Genomic DNA, 18,773 nt, shown 5'->3' on the forward strand with positions numbered 1-18,773 from the left:
GCGCCCTTCCAGATATTCGTTACCGCCCCTTAACCTGCAACCGCAGGCCATTCGGAACACCGGTGCTTTCGCAGCCTGCCGCGACCACTCGCACTGGCACAAGCCTCAGCCAAGAAGGACTACTGAAATGTTTGCTTTCCGTCGAATGATAATTTCACTGGGTCTGTTGTTTTTCGCCGCATTACCAAGCCACGCCGAGGACGCAGTGCGCGCGAAAAAGCCAATTCTGACCCTCAGCGGCGCCATCAGTCAGACCAACAGTGACAGTGGCTATGAGTTTGACATGGCTATGCTTGAGCAACTGCCACAGTACAGCTTTACCACCTCCACCCCCTGGTTCCCGGAGCCGCACAAGTTTTCCGGCCCGCTCATGCGAGATATCCTGACCAAGGTCGGCGCCCAGGGCGAAACCCTTACGGCGATCGCGCTGAATGACTACAAAGTCAGCATACCTATGGACAACAGCACCCGTTTCAACCTGATTGTGGCGACACACAAAGACGACAAGCGTATGTCAGTACGCGAGAAAGGGCCGCTCTTTGTGATCTATCCCTTTGATAGTGATAGTGAAACCCAGTCGCAGGTATACTACGACCAATCTATATGGCAGCTTAAGGCTATCCACATCGACTAGAACAGCCTGAGCTACTAAGACGAGCACACATGCAGTCGAACAAGAGAGTCACATACTGGCTAATCCTCATAAGCGCCGCACTGCTGCTGGTGTTTACCGGTGTGCTGTATCTGCAATTTCACCATAGCCGGCTGCTCAGCAGCACCGTCCAGTACAGTGAAAGCAATGTCAGCTGGAACGTTTTTCAGCTGCAATCCGAAGCATTGCGCTTCAACAATGCCCTCTATACGGCGGTGCTGGATCCATCCTCCATGGATATGGATTACCTGAGCTTGCGGTATGATCTTTTTTACAGCCGTGTCGATACAGTCAGACAAAATCCGGCCACAGAACAGCTGCTTGAGGGGACCGATTATGCGCCAATCTTTCAGCGCATTGATGCCTTCCTGCGTAACAACGAGGGCTATTTCACCCAAGACTCCCAACAGCCACTGGATCAGGCAGTTATAGAGTCCATCCTGAAACAGCTCGAGCCCCTGCAGGCGAGCCTGAATGACCTCTCGCTGGCCTCCGTGCATCAGTCTGGCATCCATGCCGAACACCGTGCATCTGAAGTGCAGCGCCAGATTGCCATAAGCACCGGGCTGATCGTGTTTCAGCTGCTACTGACGCTACTATTTTTCTATATCGTTATTCGGCAGATCAAACAGCTGCAGGCCAGTCGGGAAGACCTGAGCCAGCTGGCCAACTACGACCCCCTGACGAGCCTGCCCAACCGGCGCCTGTTCCTTGACCGACTGGGGCAGGAGATCCGCAAAGCACACCGCACCAAAGACCGCCTGGCACTGTTATTCCTCGACCTGGACAACTTCAAGGATATTAACGATACCCTGGGACACGAAGTCGGTGACCTGTTGCTGCAGGAAGCCGCACGACGGCTCGGCGAATGTGTGCGTGAGTCCGATACAGTCGCACGCCTGGGCGGCGACGAGTTCACCATTATTCTGAGCGATCTGGACGACACCGAACATGTCGCCAGTATAAGCCAGGCGATTTTAAAAACCCTCAGCGACCCGTTTGAACTCGATGGCCGGGAAGGCTTCGTTTCCGCCAGCATTGGCATTACGTTCTACCCCGACGATGCCAACGATGTAAATGCGCTGCTAAAGAACGCCGACCAAGCCATGTACGTTGCCAAGGAACAGGGTCGTAACCGCTTCCACTACTTCACCGCCTCCATGCAGCAAGCGGCTCAGACCAAGATGCATCTGGTCAATGACCTGCGCAACGCCTTGGCGAATGAAGAATTTCAGCTGTACTATCATCCCATCATCGAACTGGCCACCGGCACGGTGCATAAGGCAGAAGCACTGCTGCGATGGAAGCACCCGCTGCGCGGCATCATCTACCCACTGGAGTTTATCCCCATCGCCGAGGAGACGGGCCTGATCATCGACATAGGCAACTGGGTATTCCATGAGGCCGCCCGTCAGACGCAGCGATGGCGCCAGCAGTACCAGCCCGCTTTCCAGGTGAGTATAAACACCTCGCCACTGCAGCTTAGGTCCGAGACAAACAGTCTGGAGCACTGGCGCAGAAGTCTCGAGTCCGTTGGGCTGCCCGGCAATGCCATTGCCATCGAGATCACCGAAAGCCTGCTGATGGATGCCAGCTTTACCAAGCGCCTCGTTGCCATTCACGACATGGGGATTGAGGTGTCACTGGACGACTTCGGCACCGGCTACTCGTCCATGTCCTATCTGAAGAAATTCGACATCGACTACCTCAAGATACACAAGTCCTTTGTTGCAAACTTGCAACAGGGCGCAAGCGATCTGGCCATCTGCGAAGCAGTTCTCGTAATGGCCCAGAAGCTGGGTATTATGGTCATTGCCGAAGGTATCGAGACGAACGAACAGCAAAAACTGCTCCAGGCCATGGGCTGCGACTTCGGGCAGGGATACCTGTTCTCTCACCCAGTCTCGGCAGCAGCCTTCGAAAAACTGTTCGAAGCCCACACCCTGAGCGTCCAGGTCCAGGACCTGGGATAACCAGGCCTGGCAAACTTCCCATACCATGCCGACAGCATAAACACTATCGAGAGACACCGAGTGAACACAGTACTGATTACCGGCGCGAGCCGCAGGCTCGGCCTGTATCTGACTCAGGCTTTCCTTGCACAGGGCTGCAAGGTGATTGCCCTTACCCGCAAGGCCAGCGCAGAACTTGATGCACTGGGTACGCAAAACCTGCAGGTCGTACTGGCCGACTACAGCTGCGAAACCTCCCTCGCAGCGGCCGTCAACAGCATTCGCAGTCAGAATGACGCACTCTCGCTGCTGGTCCACAATGCATCACTGTTCGAAAAGGACGCGACCCACAAGGATGACCTGTGCGGTTTTTACGACGAACTCTACCGGGTACACATGCGCCTGCCCGCCTACCTCAATGAAGCGCTCCAGTCACTGCTGTACAACAAAGCGCAGCCCGGATGTATCATTCATATCACGGATATTTACGCCGACAACCCCAATCGGGAGTTTGGCCTCTATTGCAGTACCAAGGCGGCACTTGAAAACCTGACAAAATCCTTCGCCAAAAAGTATGCCCCCGGCATCAGGGTCAACAGCATAGCTCCTGGCCCGCTCATGTTCCTGCCGAGCCACAAGGACGATGAAAAGAAAGCGGTGCTCGATGAAACCCTGTTAGCGGGAGAATCCGGATTCGAACCCATTTTTCAGGGAATAGGATTTATAGTCGATAACCAGTTTGTTACGGGCAGCAGCGTTAAAATAGATGGCGGCCGGTCGATCGGAAAAATATGACCCAAAGAGCGCCACGCGAGCCTTGTCAGATGATTCACACAGTACCTGCTGCAAATAGCTTTCACGACAGCCGCTGAAAACATTCAGCGAGAACTCACTGCTGCACAGAATGATATCAATATCGCAGGTACGGTCCTTGATACTGCGATTTTTGTCTGTGCGGTCCCGCCCGAGAATTTCTTCCACGCTGCAAAAGAATGCCTTGAGTGAATCCTGAGCCATATCACTTTCAATCACTGCCAGCGTATTGATAAAGACCTTGTCGGTAACCATGCACTCAGGTTTGGTATAGGTGCAGGGGTATACGAAGGCCGTGGTGAAATGCTCCAGTAAAATTTCCAGGCACCTCGCAATATTCGCCTCAGGATCGATATTGGAGCCAACCGACAGATAGTAATACATATAGCCTCATTCCCTGCCCAACCAGGGCGCCTTGTTTTTATGAATCAGGGCCGTGACAGAGGGATCGCACTTCAGGTACGAGCCTCTGGATCCTCGCCCCAGCCGCTTTCATCGCGGTACGAATGCACGCTTTCAACCGATAAACATTATGCCGTTACGCCTTTGAGCACGGCTGCAACCTGACACCGCTGCCACAGCAGCACGACCAGCGCAGCCGTAGCCAGAGCGCAGGCGATGAGCACCACCACAAAACCCACCAGTTCAGCGACCGAGCCCATAAAAAAGGCCCCCAGTGCCGGTACACCAAGGCTCACCACCGTCCAGATACTCAACACTCGACCGCGGTAGGCATCCGCCACACAGACCTGAATCAGCGCCTGACACCCCGTGCCAATCATGGTAACAGCCATGCTCACCAGCATGATCATGAGCCCCAGCCCCGCCAAGTCACGCACCCAGGCCACCATCAGCACCACCACAGAGCTCAACAGCAGGGAAGCAAATACCAGCTGCAACAGCGTGCGTTCCCGTCCACGCATGCGCGACACTATGACCCCGCCCAGTACAGAGCCAAGACCCGCAAGAGCACTCAGACTCGCCAGCGTACTGGCGTCACCATTGATAAGGCGGCCCGAAATTGCCGGCAAAAGCTCCATGATGCTGCGCCCGATCATGCCATCCACCATGGTCAGAATCAGTACCAGCCGTATCAGCGGGGAGTTGCGAATCACCACCAGCCCCTGTGACATGGCCGTTAAAATGGACTCGGCATGATGTTGCGAGCGAGGGACATGCACCCGGATGCGCAGCAAAAACAGCGAACCCACCCCAAACAGGGCCGATACCAGCAGGAATGCCGCTGCGGTGGAGACGGATAGCAGCAGCCAGGCGCCCAGCGCCGGCCCCACAATGCGTGAAAGGTTGTAAGTGATGGATGCCAGTCCGACGGCACTGGGCAGCGATGGCCGCGCCACCAGGTGCGGTAACAGCACAAGGCGCATAGGGTGCTGAGCGGCAGAAACCACACCGAGCATAAAGGCCAGGCACAATATCCAGTTCAGCGAAAATACGCCCTGAAAATTGGCCACCGCAGCGCTGATGCTGATTACAGCCTCACTCAGATAAGCCACCAGCATGCCCTTGCGCGGATCAAGGCGATCCGCCAGTACCCCAAACACCGGCGACAAAAAGAAAGTAGGCAGCAGCATGGCGGCGCTGACCGCACCCACCCAGAGCGGCGACTGCGTCAGATCCCAGGTACTCCAGCCAATCAAAAATCGGGTAATCCAGGTCGCCAGCGTCAGAAAGGCGCTGCCTCCGAAATAGAGACAGAATATGCGGGATGAAAACGCCGACCGACAGGACGACCGGCTTTCAATGCTTCGTTGCAAAACCATACTGATCCATAGCTTATTATTATAATCATACGCCACTGCATTGCCGGACTCTCAGCTACCCGTACAGCTGTAGAGTCAGGCGCAAAACGCTGTTATTACAGTAATTTACACTAAAACTGTGCGACTTCCAGCCCGCAAGGGGTTGCTGGTCAAAAACAGAAATGGAGCCCTGCGGCTCCATTTCTGTGGGGTCGTCAATACGACGGTTCCAAACGGGCGAGAGGGCTACATGGTTTTTATGTCGATATCGCCTTTTTCGTTCAGATAGTCATCTTCTTCCTGCAACAGGAAGGAATTGTCTTCCGGCGCTGCCGCCAGGTCCGGGTTGGTATCCGCACTCAGCTTGATCATCAGACGCAGGTCGTTGGCCGAGTCGGCATGGGCAAGCGCGGCATCGTAGGTAATGGTGCCCTGCCTGTACATCTCGAACAGCGCCTGGTCAAAGGTCTGCATGCCGAGGTTGGTGGATTTCTTGATGACTTCCTTGATCTCATGCACTTCGGCCTTGCGAATCAGATCCTGAATCAGCGGTGTATTGATCATGACCTCAATCGCGGCGCGCCGCCCCTTGCCATCAGTGGTGGGCAGCAGCTGCTGTGCCACTATGGCCTTGAGGTTGAGCGACATATCCATCCATATCTGACTGTGGTGCTCCGGCCCAAAGAAGCTGATGATGCGATCCAGCGCCTGGTTGGCATTGTTGGCGTGCAGTGTAGCCATACACAGATGGCCGGTTTCCGCAAAGGCCAGGCCGTGCTGCATGGTTTCCTTGGAGCGAATTTCCCCCATCAGAATCACATCCGGCGCCTGGCGCAGTGTGTTCTTCAACGCCACATCAAAGCTTTCCGTATCGATACCCACTTCACGCTGGGTAATGATGCTCTCCTTGTGATCGTGGATGTACTCGATCGGATCCTCGATGGTGATGATGTGACCGCGGCTATGCTTGTTGCGATAGTCAATCATGGATGCCAGCGAGGTGGACTTACCTGTCGAGGTGCCGCCGACAAACAGGATCAGCCCGCGCTTGGTCATGGCCAGATCTTTCAGCACCGGAGGCAGATTCAGCTCCTCCATCGAGGGGATATGCGTCGCGATACGGCGCAGCACCATGCCCGGCGAGTTGCGCTGCATAAAGGCACTGACTCGAAAGCGCCCCATGCCTCGGGCACTGATGGCGAAGTTGCACTCACTAGTGCCTTCGAACTCGGCCAGCTGCTTGTCGTTCATGGTGCTGTACACCAGGGAGCGCACCTGCGACTGGGTAAGCGGCTCCTTGGTGAGCGGCTTTATGGTCCCGTCTACCTTGATGCTCGGACGAGCGCCCGCGGTCACGAATAAATCCGATGCGTCGCGGTCGATGACTACTTTTAAAAGTTGTGTAAAGTCCACTGCCTGTTACCCCGAGCCATGTACCCGTCAGAAACCCTGCGGATTCTTTGCTTTTTCCCGCGCAATGTCGCGCGAAATCAGTCCTTTTTTCAACAATTCCAGCAACGCCTGATCCAGCGTCTTCATGCCAAAAGCCGCGCCAGTCTGAATGGATGAATACATCTGTGCAATCTTGTCTTCACGGATCAGATTGCGTATGGCCGGTGTGCCTATCATGATTTCATGCGCCGCCACACGGCCGCCGTTAGTCTTTTTGAGCAGCGTCTGGGAAATAACGCCTTGCAGCGACTCCGAAAGCATCGAGCGCACCATCGATTTTTCGGCCGCCGGGAAAACATCGATCACACGGTCGATAGTCTTGGCCGCCGAGGTGGTATGCAATGTGCCGAACACCAGATGACCGGTTTCCGCCGCCGTAAGTGCCAGACGAATGGTTTCAAGGTCTCGCATCTCACCCACCAAGATAACGTCGGGGTCTTCACGCAACGCCGAACGCAGTGCGTTTGAAAAGCTCTGCGTATCGCGGTGCACCTCGCGCTGGTTGATCAGACACTTCTTGCTTTCGTGCACAAACTCGATCGGATCCTCGATGGTGAGAATGTGATCGGGTCGAGTATCATTGACGTAATCGATCATGGCCGCCAGGCTGGTACTTTTACCGGAACCGGTAGGCCCGGTCACCAGTACCAGCCCCCGGGGCAGGGACGCAAGATCCTGAAACACCTTGCCCATCCCGAGATCTTCCAGTGTCAGCACACGACTGGGGATGGTACGAAAAACCGCCGCCGCGCCGCGGTTCTGGTTGAATACGTTGACACGAAAACGCGCCAGCGAGGGGACATCAATCGAGAAATCGGCCTCGAAGGTATCCTCGAAGGCCTTGCGGACCTTGTCGTTCATAATGTCATAAATAAGCGACTGAACGGCCTTTTGATCCAGTGGCGGCAGTTTGATACGGCGTATGTCGCCGTCGACACGAATAACCGGTGGCATACCGGCCGTGATATGCAGGTCGGAAGCCCCTTGCTGCACCGCAAACGAGAGTAGTTCGGTTATATCCATAGCGTTCGGCACCCGGTACCACTTCCATTGGAGCCCCTATTTCTAGCAGAATAGTCCAGTCAATCCAATGGCCAACGGCGCTAAAAGCAGGGTATGAAAAATATAGTAGACAATATTTGCGCTGTGCGCGCACAAATCTCCCGCGCGGCGCATCTTACCGGACGGTCTCCCCAGAGCATACAGTTGCTGGCTGTCAGCAAGACACGCCAGGCCGATGAACTGCGCCAGGCGTTCACCGCCGGCCAGCACGCGTTCGGCGAGAACTACCTGCAGGAAGGTCTGGACAAGATAGCGGCACTGGCCGACCTTGCCATCGAATGGCATTTTATTGGTCCCATCCAGTCCAATAAAACCCGCCAGCTTGCCGAGCACTTTCACTGGGTGCACAGTGTCGACCGCCTCAAGGTGGCTCGCCGGCTGTCCGAGCAACGCCCCCCTAACTTGCCGCCCCTGAACGTCTGCCTGCAGGTCAATATCAGCGCCGAGGCCAGCAAATCGGGCTGCCTGCCCGATACCGTTATGGATCTGGCACTACAGGTCGCGCAGCTGCCCCGCCTGCAGCTACGCGGGCTGATGGCCATTCCCGCTGCCAGCCAGGATGCGCAACTGCAGCAGCAGGCCTTTGCTGCCCTGCGCACCCTGCTGCAGCAATTGCAAACCGAACTGCCACAGCTGGATACCCTGTCGATGGGCATGTCCGGTGACATGGACGCCGCCATCGCCGAAGGGGCCAGTATAGTGCGTATTGGCACATCCATTTTCGGCCCCCGCACCTCGCCCGCAAATACCCAGGAAAATTCACTATGAGCACACAACCGACTGTTGCCTTTATCGGCGCTGGCAACATGGCCCGCGCCATCATCGCAGGACTGCTGCACAACGGCTATCCGGCCACCCGCATCTGGGCCACTGGCACTCAGGCAGACAAACTGGCCGATCTCAGCACCCTGGGCATTCACACAGGCACCGACAACAATGCCGCCGCGGCCGCCGCGGATATCCTTATTCTGGCGGTCAAGCCGCAGATGATGAAACAGGTCTGCACACCGCTGCGCGATACAGTCATGCAGCGGCGTCCGCTGATCGTTTCGGTGGCCGCCGGCATCGCCTGTGACAGTCTGGATCTCTGGCTGGGCGGCGATAACGCCGTAGTGCGCTGCATGCCCAATACCCCCTCCCAGGTGCAAACCGGTGCCAGCGGCCTGTTCGCCAACGCGAGGGTCTCGCAGCTGCAGAAACAGCAGACCGAAGGCTTGCTGGAGCACGTCGGGCTGGCGCTCTGGGTTGAACGCGAAGAACTGATTCATGCAGTAACCGCCGTATCAGGCTCCGGGCCCGCCTATTATTTCCTGTTTATGGAAGCCATGATCGCTGCCGGAGAAAAGCTGGGGCTGGCTCCTGAAACCGCTACCGCGCTCACACTGCAGACGGCCCTTGGTGCTGCGCGCATGGCGAGCGACAGCGCGCTCAGCCCAACCCAGCTACGCCAGGGTGTCACCTCTCCCAAGGGCACCACAGAGCAGGCCATACTGACATTTCAGGGCGCACAACTTGAAACCCTGGTGGACGATGCCATGCAGGCCTGCGCCAATCGTTCCAAGGAACTCGCAGAGCTTCTGAAAGACTAGCAGCGGTTCATTCAGCGCCTGAAAGGCTCTATACTTGCCAGCAAATCAACAGCTTGAATCTAAGGCGGCGAAACAGCCATGGGACAGGATCCGATCCTTCTGATCATCCGCACAATCGGCGAGCTCTATGCGTTTATCGTCGTCTTGCGTTTCTTACTGCAGCTGGCCAAGGTGGATTTCTACAACCCCATCAGCCAGGCCGTTGCACGGCTGACCAGCACCCCACTGCGACCTCTGCAGCGGATCATTCCCCGGGCGGGCTCGGTAGACCTGTCTGCGCTGGTGCTGGCCTATGGCGTCAAGCTGCTTACACTCTTCCTGCTGGTGCTGGCCGCGGGACAAAGCGTGCCCATCGCCAGCCTGCTGCTGTTTGCCCTCGCAGGCCTGCTGAATACCCTGCTGACCATCGCCTTCTGGGCCGTCATCGGTGCGGTAATAATCAGCTGGATAGCGCCCAACAATTATCACCCAGCACCCCAGTTGATCCTTCAGCTGACCGAACCGCTGTTTGCCCTGGCCCGCAAGGTGATTCCGCCCATTGGCGGCTTGGACCTGTCGCCGATCCTGATTTTTCTGGCCATTCAGATCATGCAGTCCCAGGTCAGCCGCCTGGTAATGTAGGATGGCGAGCTGCCATTCAGTGACAGGGAAATGACCTGACACACAACAGCCGCCTGTAACCCGGAGTAGTCTCAAAGGGCAAGTTCTGTGGCCGTCAGCAAGGCTGACAGTCTGAACTTATGCATCTAGGCGGTGCCCATCAAAGGCCGGGCCGGCAAAAGCCTGTACACATCTGGCCCCTGGCCCGGACATCACCGGACAGGGGAATAGTGGCTGGCCCTAACCCGCCCATGCCGTTTTTTACTCCCGGTTACAGGTCCTTCGCACGGCCTGCCCCCGATTACTTCAGCACCTGGATATCAGCACATGCCAACGTCCATCCCCGCAGACTCGGTCGGTCTGGTCCAGCCACAACAATTCCACTTTGACCAGCCACTGGAGCTTGCCTGCGGACGCCAGCTGGACAGCTACAGCCTGACGGTCGAAACCTACGGCACGCTGAACGCCGACCGATCCAATGCGATTCTGATCTGCCATGCCCTCTCCGGCAATCATCACCTGGCCGGTTATCACAGCATGGACGACCGCAAGCCCGGCTGGTGGGATTCGGCCATCGGCCCTGGCAAGATCATTGATACCAAACGGTTCTTTGTCGTCGGACTGAACAATCTGGGGGGCTGTCACGGCTCCAGTGGGCCCAATCAGCTCAACCCGGAAACAGGTGTGCCCTATGGCCCGGATTTTCCCATCGTCACTGTGCCCGACTGGGTCGAAAGCCAGGCTCGTCTTGCAGACCATCTCGGTATCCAGCAATGGGCCGCCGTGATCGGGGGCAGCCTGGGCGGCATGCAGGCACTGCAGTGGGCGATCGACTACCCGCAGCGCCTGCGCCACTGCATTATCATCGCTGCCGCCGCCCGACTCTCGGCGCAGAATATCGCCTTCAACGAGGTGGCACGCCAGGCCATTACGCGGGATCCGCAGTTCCACGACGGCCACTACTACGCCGAACAGGCCATCCCCAAGACCGGCCTGATGCTGGCGCGCATGGTGGGCCATATCACCTACCTGTCGGACGACGGCATGCGGGAGAAATTCGGCCGCGACATGAAAAGCGGCAAGCTGAGCTTTGATCTGAGCCCGCAATTCGAAATCGAGTCCTACCTGCAGTATCAGGGCGAACGTTTTTCCACCGCCTTCGATGCCAACACCTATCTGCTGATGACGAGGGCACTGGATTACTTCGACCCGGCCGCCAGCTTTGGCGACAGCCTGAGCGAAGCGGTGCGCGGCGCGCAGTGCAAGTTCAAGGTCATTTCCTTCACTACCGACTGGCGCTTTTCACCCGAGCGCTCGCGGGAGATTGTCGATGCCCTGATCGATGCCGGCAAGGCCGTCAGTTATGCCGAAATCGACTCCCCCCAGGGCCATGACGCCTTCCTGATTCCCATACCGCGTTATATGGAAGTGTTCGGCGCCTGCATGGGCCAGGTCGTCGCCGACATCCCTTGCGCTGTGCAGGAGAGCCGCTGAGATGCGCGTAGACCTGGACATCATTCAGAACTGGATCAGGCCCGGCACCCGGGTACTGGATCTCGGCTGTGGCGACGGCGAACTGCTGAGCTACCTTGCCACACACAAGCAGGTCGAGGGTTACGGCCTGGAGATAGACCACGACAACATTACCGCCTGCCTGGAGGCTGGCGTCAATGTGATCGAGAAGGACATCGATGAGGGCCTGGCGACGCTGCGCAATGCCAGCTTTGATGCCGTAATCATGACCCAGGCGCTGCAGGTCATGCACCGTCCCGATCAGATCATTGACGAGATGCTGCGTATCGGCAAGGAATGCATCATCACCTTCCCGAACTTTGGCCACTGGCGTGCGCGCAGCTATCTGGCACTGCGCGGCAAGATGCCGGTGTCAAAATTCCTGCCCTATACTTGGTACAACACCCCGAACATCCACTTTTGTACCTTTAAGGACTTTGAGCGTCTGTGTGTTGAACGCAACATTCATATCCTGGATCGTACCGTCGTGGACAATGAACACCGTGATCGCTGGTGGCTGCGACTTTGGCCCAACATGCTGGGCGAAATCGCCATCTACCGCATCACCCGATAACATCAGGAGCCCCCATGAACGCGTTAACACCCACCGTACGCCATGCTGTGCAGGGCTTGCTGGCAGGCCTTGCACTCAGCGCAAGCCTCGCCCAGGCTGACCAGTTCGTCGCCTATGGCGACTATGAAGTGCACTACAACGCCTTCAACAGCACCTTTGTCGAGCCGCAGGTAGCCCAGAGCTATGGTCTGACCCGCAGCAAAACCCTGGCCCTGATCAATGTATCGGTACTGCAAAAAGCCAGTGATGGCAGCAAGACCCCCGTGACCGCCATCGTCAAGGGGAGCGCCAGCAACCTGATCGGCCAGAGCAGCGACATCAGTTTCAAAAAAATAGAAGAAACGGGCGCGCTTTATTACATCGGCGGCCTGCCCTTTTCCAACGAGCAACTAATGCGTATCGTGCTCGACGTCCAGCCGGACCCGAACCAGCCCGCCTACAGCATCCAGCTTGAACAGACCTTCTACGCCGAATGACCACTCTCAAATACCCCCGTATCATTCTGGCCAGCGGCAACGCTGGAAAACTGCGCGAATTCAGCCAGGTGCTCGCCCCCCTGAACATCGAGGTGCTGCCGCAATCCGCCTTTAATGTCAGCGACGCCGACGAAACGGGCCTCAGCTTTATCGAGAATGCCATCCTCAAGGCGCGTCATGCCTGTCGCAGCACCGGCTTGCCGGCACTGGCCGATGACTCGGGCCTCGAGGTGGACGCCCTCGACGGCGCCCCCGGCATCTACTCGGCGCGCTTCGCGGGCCCCGGCGCCACCGATGCCGAAAACAACAGCCGCCTGCTGCACCAGCTCAAGGACGTGCCAGACGCCCGGCGCAGCGCGCGTTTTCGCTGCGTGCTCGCCTTTATGCGCCACGCCGAAGACCCGAGTCCGCTGATCAGTATCGGCACCTGGGAAGGCCATATCCTGCATGCGCCCAGGGGGGAGCAGGGATTCGGCTATGACCCACTGTTTCTGCTGCCGGAACTCGGCCTGAGCTCCGCCGAGCTGCCCCGCGAGCAGAAAAACAGCCTCAGCCACCGCGGTCAGGCCGTGGCCCGCCTGGCCGAGCAGATCGGGCCCTACCTGAATAATTGACGGACTTTGCCCGCAACTCATGGGATAATCCGGATTCCGCCCCAGCTCTTGTTGGACAGCGGAATTCGGCTCCCGCGTTCACCTTAGGGGGAATCGAGCACCGGTGTTTTTCCTCCTATTGAAGCCCTGACCCCATGTCCCTGCAGCTGCCACCTCTGTCGCTCTATATTCATATTCCCTGGTGCGTACGCAAGTGCCCCTATTGCGACTTCAACTCCCACGCCGCCCGGGGCGAACTGCCGGAAGCGGACTATGTTGCGGCACTGCTGGAGGACCTGGACACAGAGCTGCACGATGTACAGGGCCGCAACATCGACACCATCTTTATCGGCGGCGGCACCCCCAGCCTGTTTTCCGCCACGGCAATCCAGCAGATTCTGGCCGGCGTCGCCGCACGCACGCCGTTGTCCGCCCAGGCCGAAATCACCATGGAAGCCAACCCCGGTACCTTCGAGCAGGAACGTTTCGCAGGCTTTAGGGCCGCCGGCGTCAACCGCCTGTCCATTGGTATCCAGAGTTTCAGCGATGCCCAGCTCAAGGCGCTGGGGCGCATTCACAACGCCGATGAAGCCTACCGCGCCGTCGCCAGTGCCCGAGCCATTGGATTCGACAACATCAACCTGGATCTGATGCACGGCCTGCCGCAGCAGGATCTGGCCGGCGCCATGCTGGATCTGGATACAGCCCTGTCACTGCAACCCGATCACCTGTCCTGGTACCAGCTCACCATCGAGCCCAACACCGAGTTCAATGCCCGCCCGCCCAATCTGCCGGTGGATGAAGTACTCTGGGAAATTCAGGAGCATGGGCAGGACAAGCTGGCCGCAGCGGGCTTTGCCCAGTACGAGGTTTCAGCCTATGCCCGCGACGGTCGCAAGGCGGCGCACAACCTCAATTACTGGGCCTTTGGCGACTATATCGGCATCGGCGCCGGCGCCCACGGCAAGCTGACCCGCCCTGCGGACAACCGCATCATGCGACGCTGGAAGCAGCGTCAACCGGCCGCCTATATGGATGTGACCAAACGTCTGGGGGCTGAGAACGCCATTGCCCAGGACGAACTGGCCTTCGAATTCATGCTCAATGCACTGCGACTGGTGGACGGCGTGCCGCTGCAGCTGCTGCAGGCCCGTGCCGGCATCAGCCCGGACAGCATCCGCGTACAGCTCGACCGAGCCATACAGCAGGGGCTGCTGCAGGATGATCCGGCCCACATACGGCCGACCCATCAGGGCCGACTGTTCCTGAACAACCTGCTGGAAATGTTTCTGTAAGCTCAGCGCTGAGCGGCGCGTCGCTGAACGATTAGAGAGTGACGCGACCTGCGGCCTGCTCTGCGATATCGATCAGCGCCTGGGGGATTTCATTCAGCGCCCGCACGGTTTGCGTCGGCGCAGGACCGCCGGGCCAGGCCTGGTCGTTGAGATTGACCCAGATGGTCCAGAGGCCTGCGTTGTGCGCGCCCTCGATATCGGCCACCGGATTATCACCCACATGCACCACCTGCTCGGGACGCAGCCCGGCATGCGCCAGCGCCTGCTGGAACATCAGCGGATGGGGCTTTTCGTGGCCCGTGCTCTCGGCGTTGAACTGGAAGTCGAAATAGTCCCCCAGCCCCACCCGCCTTACATCGGCGTTGCCGTTGCTCAGGGCACCGAGCTGCAGATTGCGCTCACGCAGCACCTTCAGCATGGTCAGCGCATGCTCGAAGAACTCCACCTGATGGCGTCCTTCCAGATACACCTCGAACGCCTGCAGCGCCAGCGCCTCGGCCTGTTCTGGCCCGTATCCGGCCGTGCGCATGCCCTCCTGCAGCAGACGCAGGCGAATCTGGGTGACGCTGTGGGAGATCTCGGGGTAGCGCGCCAGTATGTCATCGCGCAGACGCGGCAGATCGGCAATGCTGAACTGACGCACAAAGAGCTGCGCATTGCGCTGCAGCCAGTCGAACAGCGAGTTGTTTGCAATCTCGATCACAGGGTCAATGGCCCAGAGAGTATCGTCCAGATCGAAGGTGACACACTTAATCATCTTTCTTGCGCGCTCTTGGATGGGCCCTGTCGTAAACATCGGCCAGATGCTGAAAATCCAGATGCGTGTAGATCTGGGTCGTGGCGATATCGGCGTGCCCCAGCAGTTCCTGCACCGCGCGCAGATCACCGCTGGACTCCAGCAGGTGACTGGCAAAACTGTGGCGCAGCCGGTGCGGATGCACCTTGCCATCGGTGGCCTGGTGCAGGCCCCAGTGTTCGAGCCGCTGCTGCACGGCGCGGGTACTGATACGGTTGCCGCGCTTGCTGATAAAGAGCGCCGGCTGCTCGCCGCGCAACAAACTGCCGCGCTGCCCCAGCCAGACGTCCAGCGCCGTCAGTGCCTTGCTGCCGACCGGCAGCATGCGGGTCTTGCGCCCCTTGCCAGTCACGACCAGGCTGGCGTCGCGAAAATCGATATCCCCCAGATCCAGACTGACGAGCTCCGCCAGACGCAGACCGGACGAGTAGATAAGTTCCATCATGGCACAATCGCGGGCAGATACCGCATCGGTCACCGGGATCTGCATCAGATGAGCCGCCTGATCGGTATCCAGTGTTTTTGGCAGACGCCGGGGTGAGCGGGGGGCACTGATGCCCAGCGCAGGATTCTGCTGGCTCAGGCCTTCGCGATTGAGATAGCGATAGAAGGAGCGGATAGCTGAGAGCAGCCGCTGAATGCTTTTGCCGGCCAGGCCCTCGCGGTGCGTTTCGGCAATAAAGGCACGCAGATCCCGCGGCCTGATGCAGTTCCAGTCACTCAGGCTGTTCGCCACGGCGTAGCGCAGCAGCCGCTCGATATCGCGTCTGTAGTTGTCCAGCGTGTGCCCGGAGTACTGGCGTTCGGTACGCAGATAGCGCACAAATGCATCCAGCACATCCGGATCAGGCGACATCAGCGCCGGCTCAGTATGCGGGACAGCACCCGGCTCAGCACTTCGCCGACATAACACAGGAAGAGGGTGCCCTGGCTGCTCTGAAAGTAATGCGGATCGTAACTGCCAATGGCCAGCAGACCCAGGGTTTCGCCCTGCACCAGCGGAATCACCGCCGCCGACTGAATCCGGAACGCCTGCTCCTGAAACACAAACAGATGCTGCGGTTCCGGCAGTCGCCCGCAGCTGGGCAGGTTGGTTCCCAGCAGCGGCTCCAGCGCCTGGGCATCGGCCTCACTCAGCCAGCGCTCGGCACCACTTTCTTCGCCCTCACCGAGCAGCATCAGCGTCGTGATATCTCCCTGAAAATCACGACACAGACTCTCGTCTATGGCGATGGCGACATCATCCAGGGTTTCACAGCCCAGCAGCGCCAGCACCATGCGCTTGGTTTTTTCGAACTGCACATCGTTGTGACGCGCCACGTCGATCAGATCGGACAGATGGGTGCGCAGTTGCTGGTTCTTTTCCCGCAGCACACCGGTCTGGCGTGCCACCAGCGACACGGCAGTGCCGGTTTCGTGGGGCACGTAGAGTTTTTCCAGCAAGCCTGTATGACGGGAAAAATAATCAGGGTTCTGCGCCAGATATTCCGCCACCTGCTGCTCGTCCAGCCCGCTAGGCTGCTCTTTGGCCTGATCGGTCATATGAAAATCTGCCCTTCGTAAACAGTTGTCGCAGGGCCGGTCATCAATACGGATGTACCCTCGCCCGCCCAGCGAATATGCAGCTCACCGCCTGGCAGATGCACGCGTACATCATCCCCCAGCAGGCCGCGCAGACGCCCGGCCACAACGGCCGCGCAGGCACCGGTACCGCAGGCACGGGTTTCGCCGGCACCGCGCTCGTACACCCGCAGGCGAATTTCATTTTCGGACAGAACCTGCATAAAGCCGATATTGGCCCGTGCCGGGAAGCGCTCGTGCCGCTCCAGCAGAGGCCCCAGGGTATCCACCGCGGCGGTGCTGACATCATCCACCAGCAGCACGCCGTGGGGGTTGCCCATGGAGACCGCGCTGATATCCAGCCACTGACCGGCCACCTCGATGGGATAACTGACCTCAACGCCATCCGCCACAAAAGGGATCTCGGCCGGCAGCCGCTCGGGCGCGCCCATATCCACTTCCACCTGGCGGTCTTCCAGCACCCGCAGTACCGCCTTGCCCTTGGCCGTTTCAACGCAGATCACCGGCTTGATGGTCAGGCGCTTGTCACGCACAAACTTGGCAAAGCAACGCGCGCCGTTGCCGCAGTGCTCCACCTCTGAGCCATCTGCATTATAAATACGGTAGCGAAAGTCCATCTTCGGGTCCGTCGGCGGTTCCACCAGCAGCATCTGGTCAAAGCCGACGCCGCAATTGCGGTCCGCCAGACGGCTCACCAGCGCGGGGGTGATCTTGGCACGCTGCGTGACAAGATCGACCACCATGAAGTCGTTACCCAGGCCGTGCATCTTGGTAAAACGTACCAACATAGCTGTTTCGCTTCTCAGTAATGATCTTTGGGCAGCAACTGCTCACCATGCAACAGGTCACCGATGCTTTCGCGCTTGCGCACCAGGTGAGCCTGATTGTCGCTGACCATGACTTCGGCCGGACGGGGCCTGGTGTTGTAATTCGAGCTCATGACAAAGCCATAGGCACCGGCCGAGCACACCGCCAGCAGGTCGCCGGGCTGCAGATTGAGGTCTCTATCCTTGCCGAGGAAATCACCGGTTTCGCACACCGGGCCCACCAGATCGTAGGTTTTGCTTTCACCCTCTTCACGCAACGTCAGCGGTACAATTTCCTGATAGGCACTGTACAGCGCCGGACGGATCAGATCGTTCATGGCGCCATCGATAATGGCAAAGTTCTTGTCACCGTTGCTCTTGAGGAACTCAACCCGCGTCAGCAGGACACCGGCATTGGCGGCAATGGAGCGGCCCGGCTCAAAAATCAGGCTCAACGGACGATCACCCAGCTTGTCGAGCACGGCGGCAATGTAGTCGGCCGCAGAGGGCGGCTGCTCGTCGGTATAGCACACGCCCAGACCCCCCCCCAGATCCAGATGCTTGATCTGGATGCCGTCTTCGGCCAGTTCGTCCACCAGTACCAGCAGACGATCCAGCGCATCAAGGAAGGGCCGAAGCTCAGTCAGCTGGCTGCCGATATGACAGTCCATGCCGACGATCTCGATACTGGCCAGCTGCGCCGCACGGCGATAAACGCCGCGGGCGCGCTCGATGGCGATGCCAAACTTGTTCTCTTTGAGGCCGGTGGAGATATAGGGGTGGGTGCCGGCGTCCACGTCCGGATTGACCCGGAAGGATACTTTCGCCGTCATGCCCATCGCTGCGGCAACTTCGTTGACACGCTCAAGCTCGGCTTCCGACTCGATATTGAAGCAGTGGATACCCAGTTCCAGTGCGCGGCGAATTTCGTGCGCCTGCTTGCCCACGCCGGAAAAAACCACCTTGGCGGGATCGCCACCGGCCCTGACCACACGCTCAATCTCGCCCAGTGACACGACATCAAAGCCCGCGCCCAGGCGCGCCAGTACATTCAGCACCGCGATATTGCTGTTGGCCTTTACCGCAAAGCACACCAGCGCATCACGTCCTTCCAGGGCCTGGGCGTAATCCAGATAGGCCCGTTCCAGCGCATCACGGGAATAAACGTACAGCGGTGTGCCGTATTCTTCAGCGATGCGCTCGAGGTTCATGTCCTCGCAGTGCAGGCGCCCATCGCGGTACTCAAAGTTATCCATCAAT

The 18,773-nt window shown here is 58.5% G+C and carries 20 protein-coding genes; 11 read left to right on the forward strand and 9 right to left on the reverse strand.

Features of this window, described 5'->3' with window-relative positions; genetic code table 11:
* Positions 1-127 precede the first annotated feature (127 nt).
* Genes MRS74_RS01520 through MRS74_RS01530 form a run of 3 tightly spaced genes read left to right on the forward strand, consistent with a single transcriptional unit; the run spans position 128 to position 3,399 of the window.
* Positions 128-634 (forward strand): putative pterin-binding protein, encoded by a 507-nt coding sequence (locus tag MRS74_RS01520; protein ID WP_254578503.1) that lies wholly within the window; start codon positions 128-130, stop codon positions 632-634.
* A 29-nt stretch (positions 635-663) separates the two neighbouring features.
* A complete protein-coding gene (locus tag MRS74_RS01525; protein WP_254578504.1) occupies positions 664-2,625 on the forward strand; it encodes a putative bifunctional diguanylate cyclase/phosphodiesterase in 1,962 nt (653 codons plus the stop codon).
* A 60-nt stretch (positions 2,626-2,685) separates the two neighbouring features.
* A complete protein-coding gene (locus MRS74_RS01530; RefSeq protein ID WP_254578505.1) occupies positions 2,686-3,399 on the forward strand; it encodes an SDR family NAD(P)-dependent oxidoreductase in 714 nt (237 codons plus the stop codon).
* On the opposite strand, the gene MRS74_RS24145 is transcribed toward MRS74_RS01530, so the two are convergent.
* The 4 genes from MRS74_RS24145 to MRS74_RS01545 form a co-directional block, all read right to left on the reverse strand.
* Positions 3,280-3,801, reverse strand: coding sequence for a 2-amino-4-hydroxy-6-hydroxymethyldihydropteridine diphosphokinase (locus tag MRS74_RS24145; RefSeq protein WP_368671242.1), 522 nt, complete (start codon positions 3,799-3,801; stop codon positions 3,280-3,282). The two genes, MRS74_RS01530 and MRS74_RS24145, sit on opposite strands and share 120 nt — an antisense overlap.
* Before the next feature lie 146 nt (positions 3,802-3,947).
* Positions 3,948-5,192: an MFS transporter gene (locus MRS74_RS01535; protein ID WP_254578506.1), complete on the reverse strand. Its 1,245-nt coding sequence runs from the start codon at positions 5,190-5,192 to the stop codon at positions 3,948-3,950.
* Positions 5,193-5,423: 231 nt separating this feature from the next.
* On the reverse strand, positions 5,424-6,590 hold the full coding sequence (locus MRS74_RS01540) for a PilT/PilU family type 4a pilus ATPase (protein ID WP_254578507.1): 1,167 nt from the start codon (positions 6,588-6,590) through the stop codon (positions 5,424-5,426).
* A 27-nt stretch (positions 6,591-6,617) separates the two neighbouring features.
* Entirely contained in the window at positions 6,618-7,652 is a 1,035-nt protein-coding gene (locus MRS74_RS01545) for a type IV pilus twitching motility protein PilT (protein ID WP_254578508.1), read from the reverse strand.
* Between the two features lie 93 nt (positions 7,653-7,745).
* On the opposite strand from MRS74_RS01545, the gene MRS74_RS01550 reads away from it, so the two are divergent.
* The 8 genes from MRS74_RS01550 (at position 7,746) to hemW (ending at position 14,330) form a co-directional block, all read left to right on the forward strand.
* Entirely contained in the window at positions 7,746-8,459 is a 714-nt protein-coding gene (locus MRS74_RS01550) for a YggS family pyridoxal phosphate-dependent enzyme (protein ID WP_254578509.1), read from the forward strand.
* Positions 8,456-9,280: a pyrroline-5-carboxylate reductase gene (proC, locus tag MRS74_RS01555; protein WP_254578510.1), complete on the forward strand. Its 825-nt coding sequence runs from the start codon at positions 8,456-8,458 to the stop codon at positions 9,278-9,280. The genes MRS74_RS01550 and proC overlap by 4 nt, the downstream gene beginning before the upstream one ends.
* A gap of 78 nt (positions 9,281-9,358) precedes the next feature.
* Positions 9,359-9,901, forward strand: a complete 543-nt coding sequence (locus tag MRS74_RS01560; protein ID WP_254578511.1) for a YggT family protein — start codon at positions 9,359-9,361, stop codon at positions 9,899-9,901.
* Positions 9,902-10,207: 306 nt separating this feature from the next.
* Positions 10,208-11,374, forward strand: coding sequence for a homoserine O-succinyltransferase MetX (metX, locus tag MRS74_RS01565; RefSeq protein ID WP_254578512.1), 1,167 nt, complete (start codon positions 10,208-10,210; stop codon positions 11,372-11,374).
* Position 11,375: 1 nt separating this feature from the next.
* Positions 11,376-11,966, forward strand: coding sequence for a methionine biosynthesis protein MetW (gene metW, locus MRS74_RS01570; RefSeq protein ID WP_067377042.1), 591 nt, complete (start codon positions 11,376-11,378; stop codon positions 11,964-11,966).
* Between the two features lie 14 nt (positions 11,967-11,980).
* Positions 11,981-12,442, forward strand: coding sequence for a DUF4426 domain-containing protein (locus MRS74_RS01575; RefSeq protein WP_254578513.1), 462 nt, complete (start codon positions 11,981-11,983; stop codon positions 12,440-12,442).
* Positions 12,439-13,056 carry an RdgB/HAM1 family non-canonical purine NTP pyrophosphatase gene (gene rdgB / locus MRS74_RS01580; protein ID WP_254578514.1) on the forward strand — a complete coding sequence of 206 codons (618 nt, stop codon included), beginning with the start codon at positions 12,439-12,441 and terminating at the stop codon, positions 13,054-13,056. Before MRS74_RS01575 ends, rdgB begins: the two co-directional genes overlap by 4 nt.
* Positions 13,057-13,190: 134 nt before the next feature.
* Positions 13,191-14,330, forward strand: a complete 1,140-nt coding sequence (gene hemW, locus MRS74_RS01585) for a radical SAM family heme chaperone HemW (RefSeq protein WP_254578515.1) — start codon at positions 13,191-13,193, stop codon at positions 14,328-14,330.
* 31 nt (positions 14,331-14,361) lie between these two features.
* Here the strand turns inward: hemW and MRS74_RS01590 are convergent, their stop codons facing one another.
* The 5 genes from MRS74_RS01590 to lysA are packed head-to-tail and all read right to left on the reverse strand — an operon-like array spanning position 14,362 to position 18,769.
* On the reverse strand, positions 14,362-15,087 hold the full coding sequence (locus MRS74_RS01590) for an HAD family hydrolase (RefSeq protein WP_254578516.1): 726 nt from the start codon (positions 15,085-15,087) through the stop codon (positions 14,362-14,364).
* Positions 15,080-15,982, reverse strand: a complete 903-nt coding sequence (xerC, locus tag MRS74_RS01595) for a tyrosine recombinase XerC (protein ID WP_254578517.1) — start codon at positions 15,980-15,982, stop codon at positions 15,080-15,082. Before xerC ends, MRS74_RS01590 begins: the two co-directional genes overlap by 8 nt.
* Positions 15,982-16,668, reverse strand: coding sequence for a DUF484 family protein (locus tag MRS74_RS01600; RefSeq protein WP_254578518.1), 687 nt, complete (start codon positions 16,666-16,668; stop codon positions 15,982-15,984). The genes xerC and MRS74_RS01600 overlap by 1 nt, the downstream gene beginning before the upstream one ends.
* Positions 16,665-17,495, reverse strand: a complete 831-nt coding sequence (gene dapF / locus MRS74_RS01605) for a diaminopimelate epimerase (RefSeq protein ID WP_254578519.1) — start codon at positions 17,493-17,495, stop codon at positions 16,665-16,667. The genes MRS74_RS01600 and dapF overlap by 4 nt, the downstream gene beginning before the upstream one ends.
* A 14-nt stretch (positions 17,496-17,509) precedes the next feature.
* Entirely contained in the window at positions 17,510-18,769 is a 1,260-nt protein-coding gene (gene lysA, locus MRS74_RS01610) for a diaminopimelate decarboxylase (RefSeq protein ID WP_254578520.1), read from the reverse strand.
* Positions 18,770-18,773 lie beyond the last annotated feature (4 nt).

Source organism: Marinobacterium sedimentorum, from assembly GCF_024267675.1.
Taxonomy (GTDB): domain Bacteria; phylum Pseudomonadota; class Gammaproteobacteria; order Pseudomonadales; family Balneatricaceae; genus Marinobacterium_A; species Marinobacterium_A sedimentorum.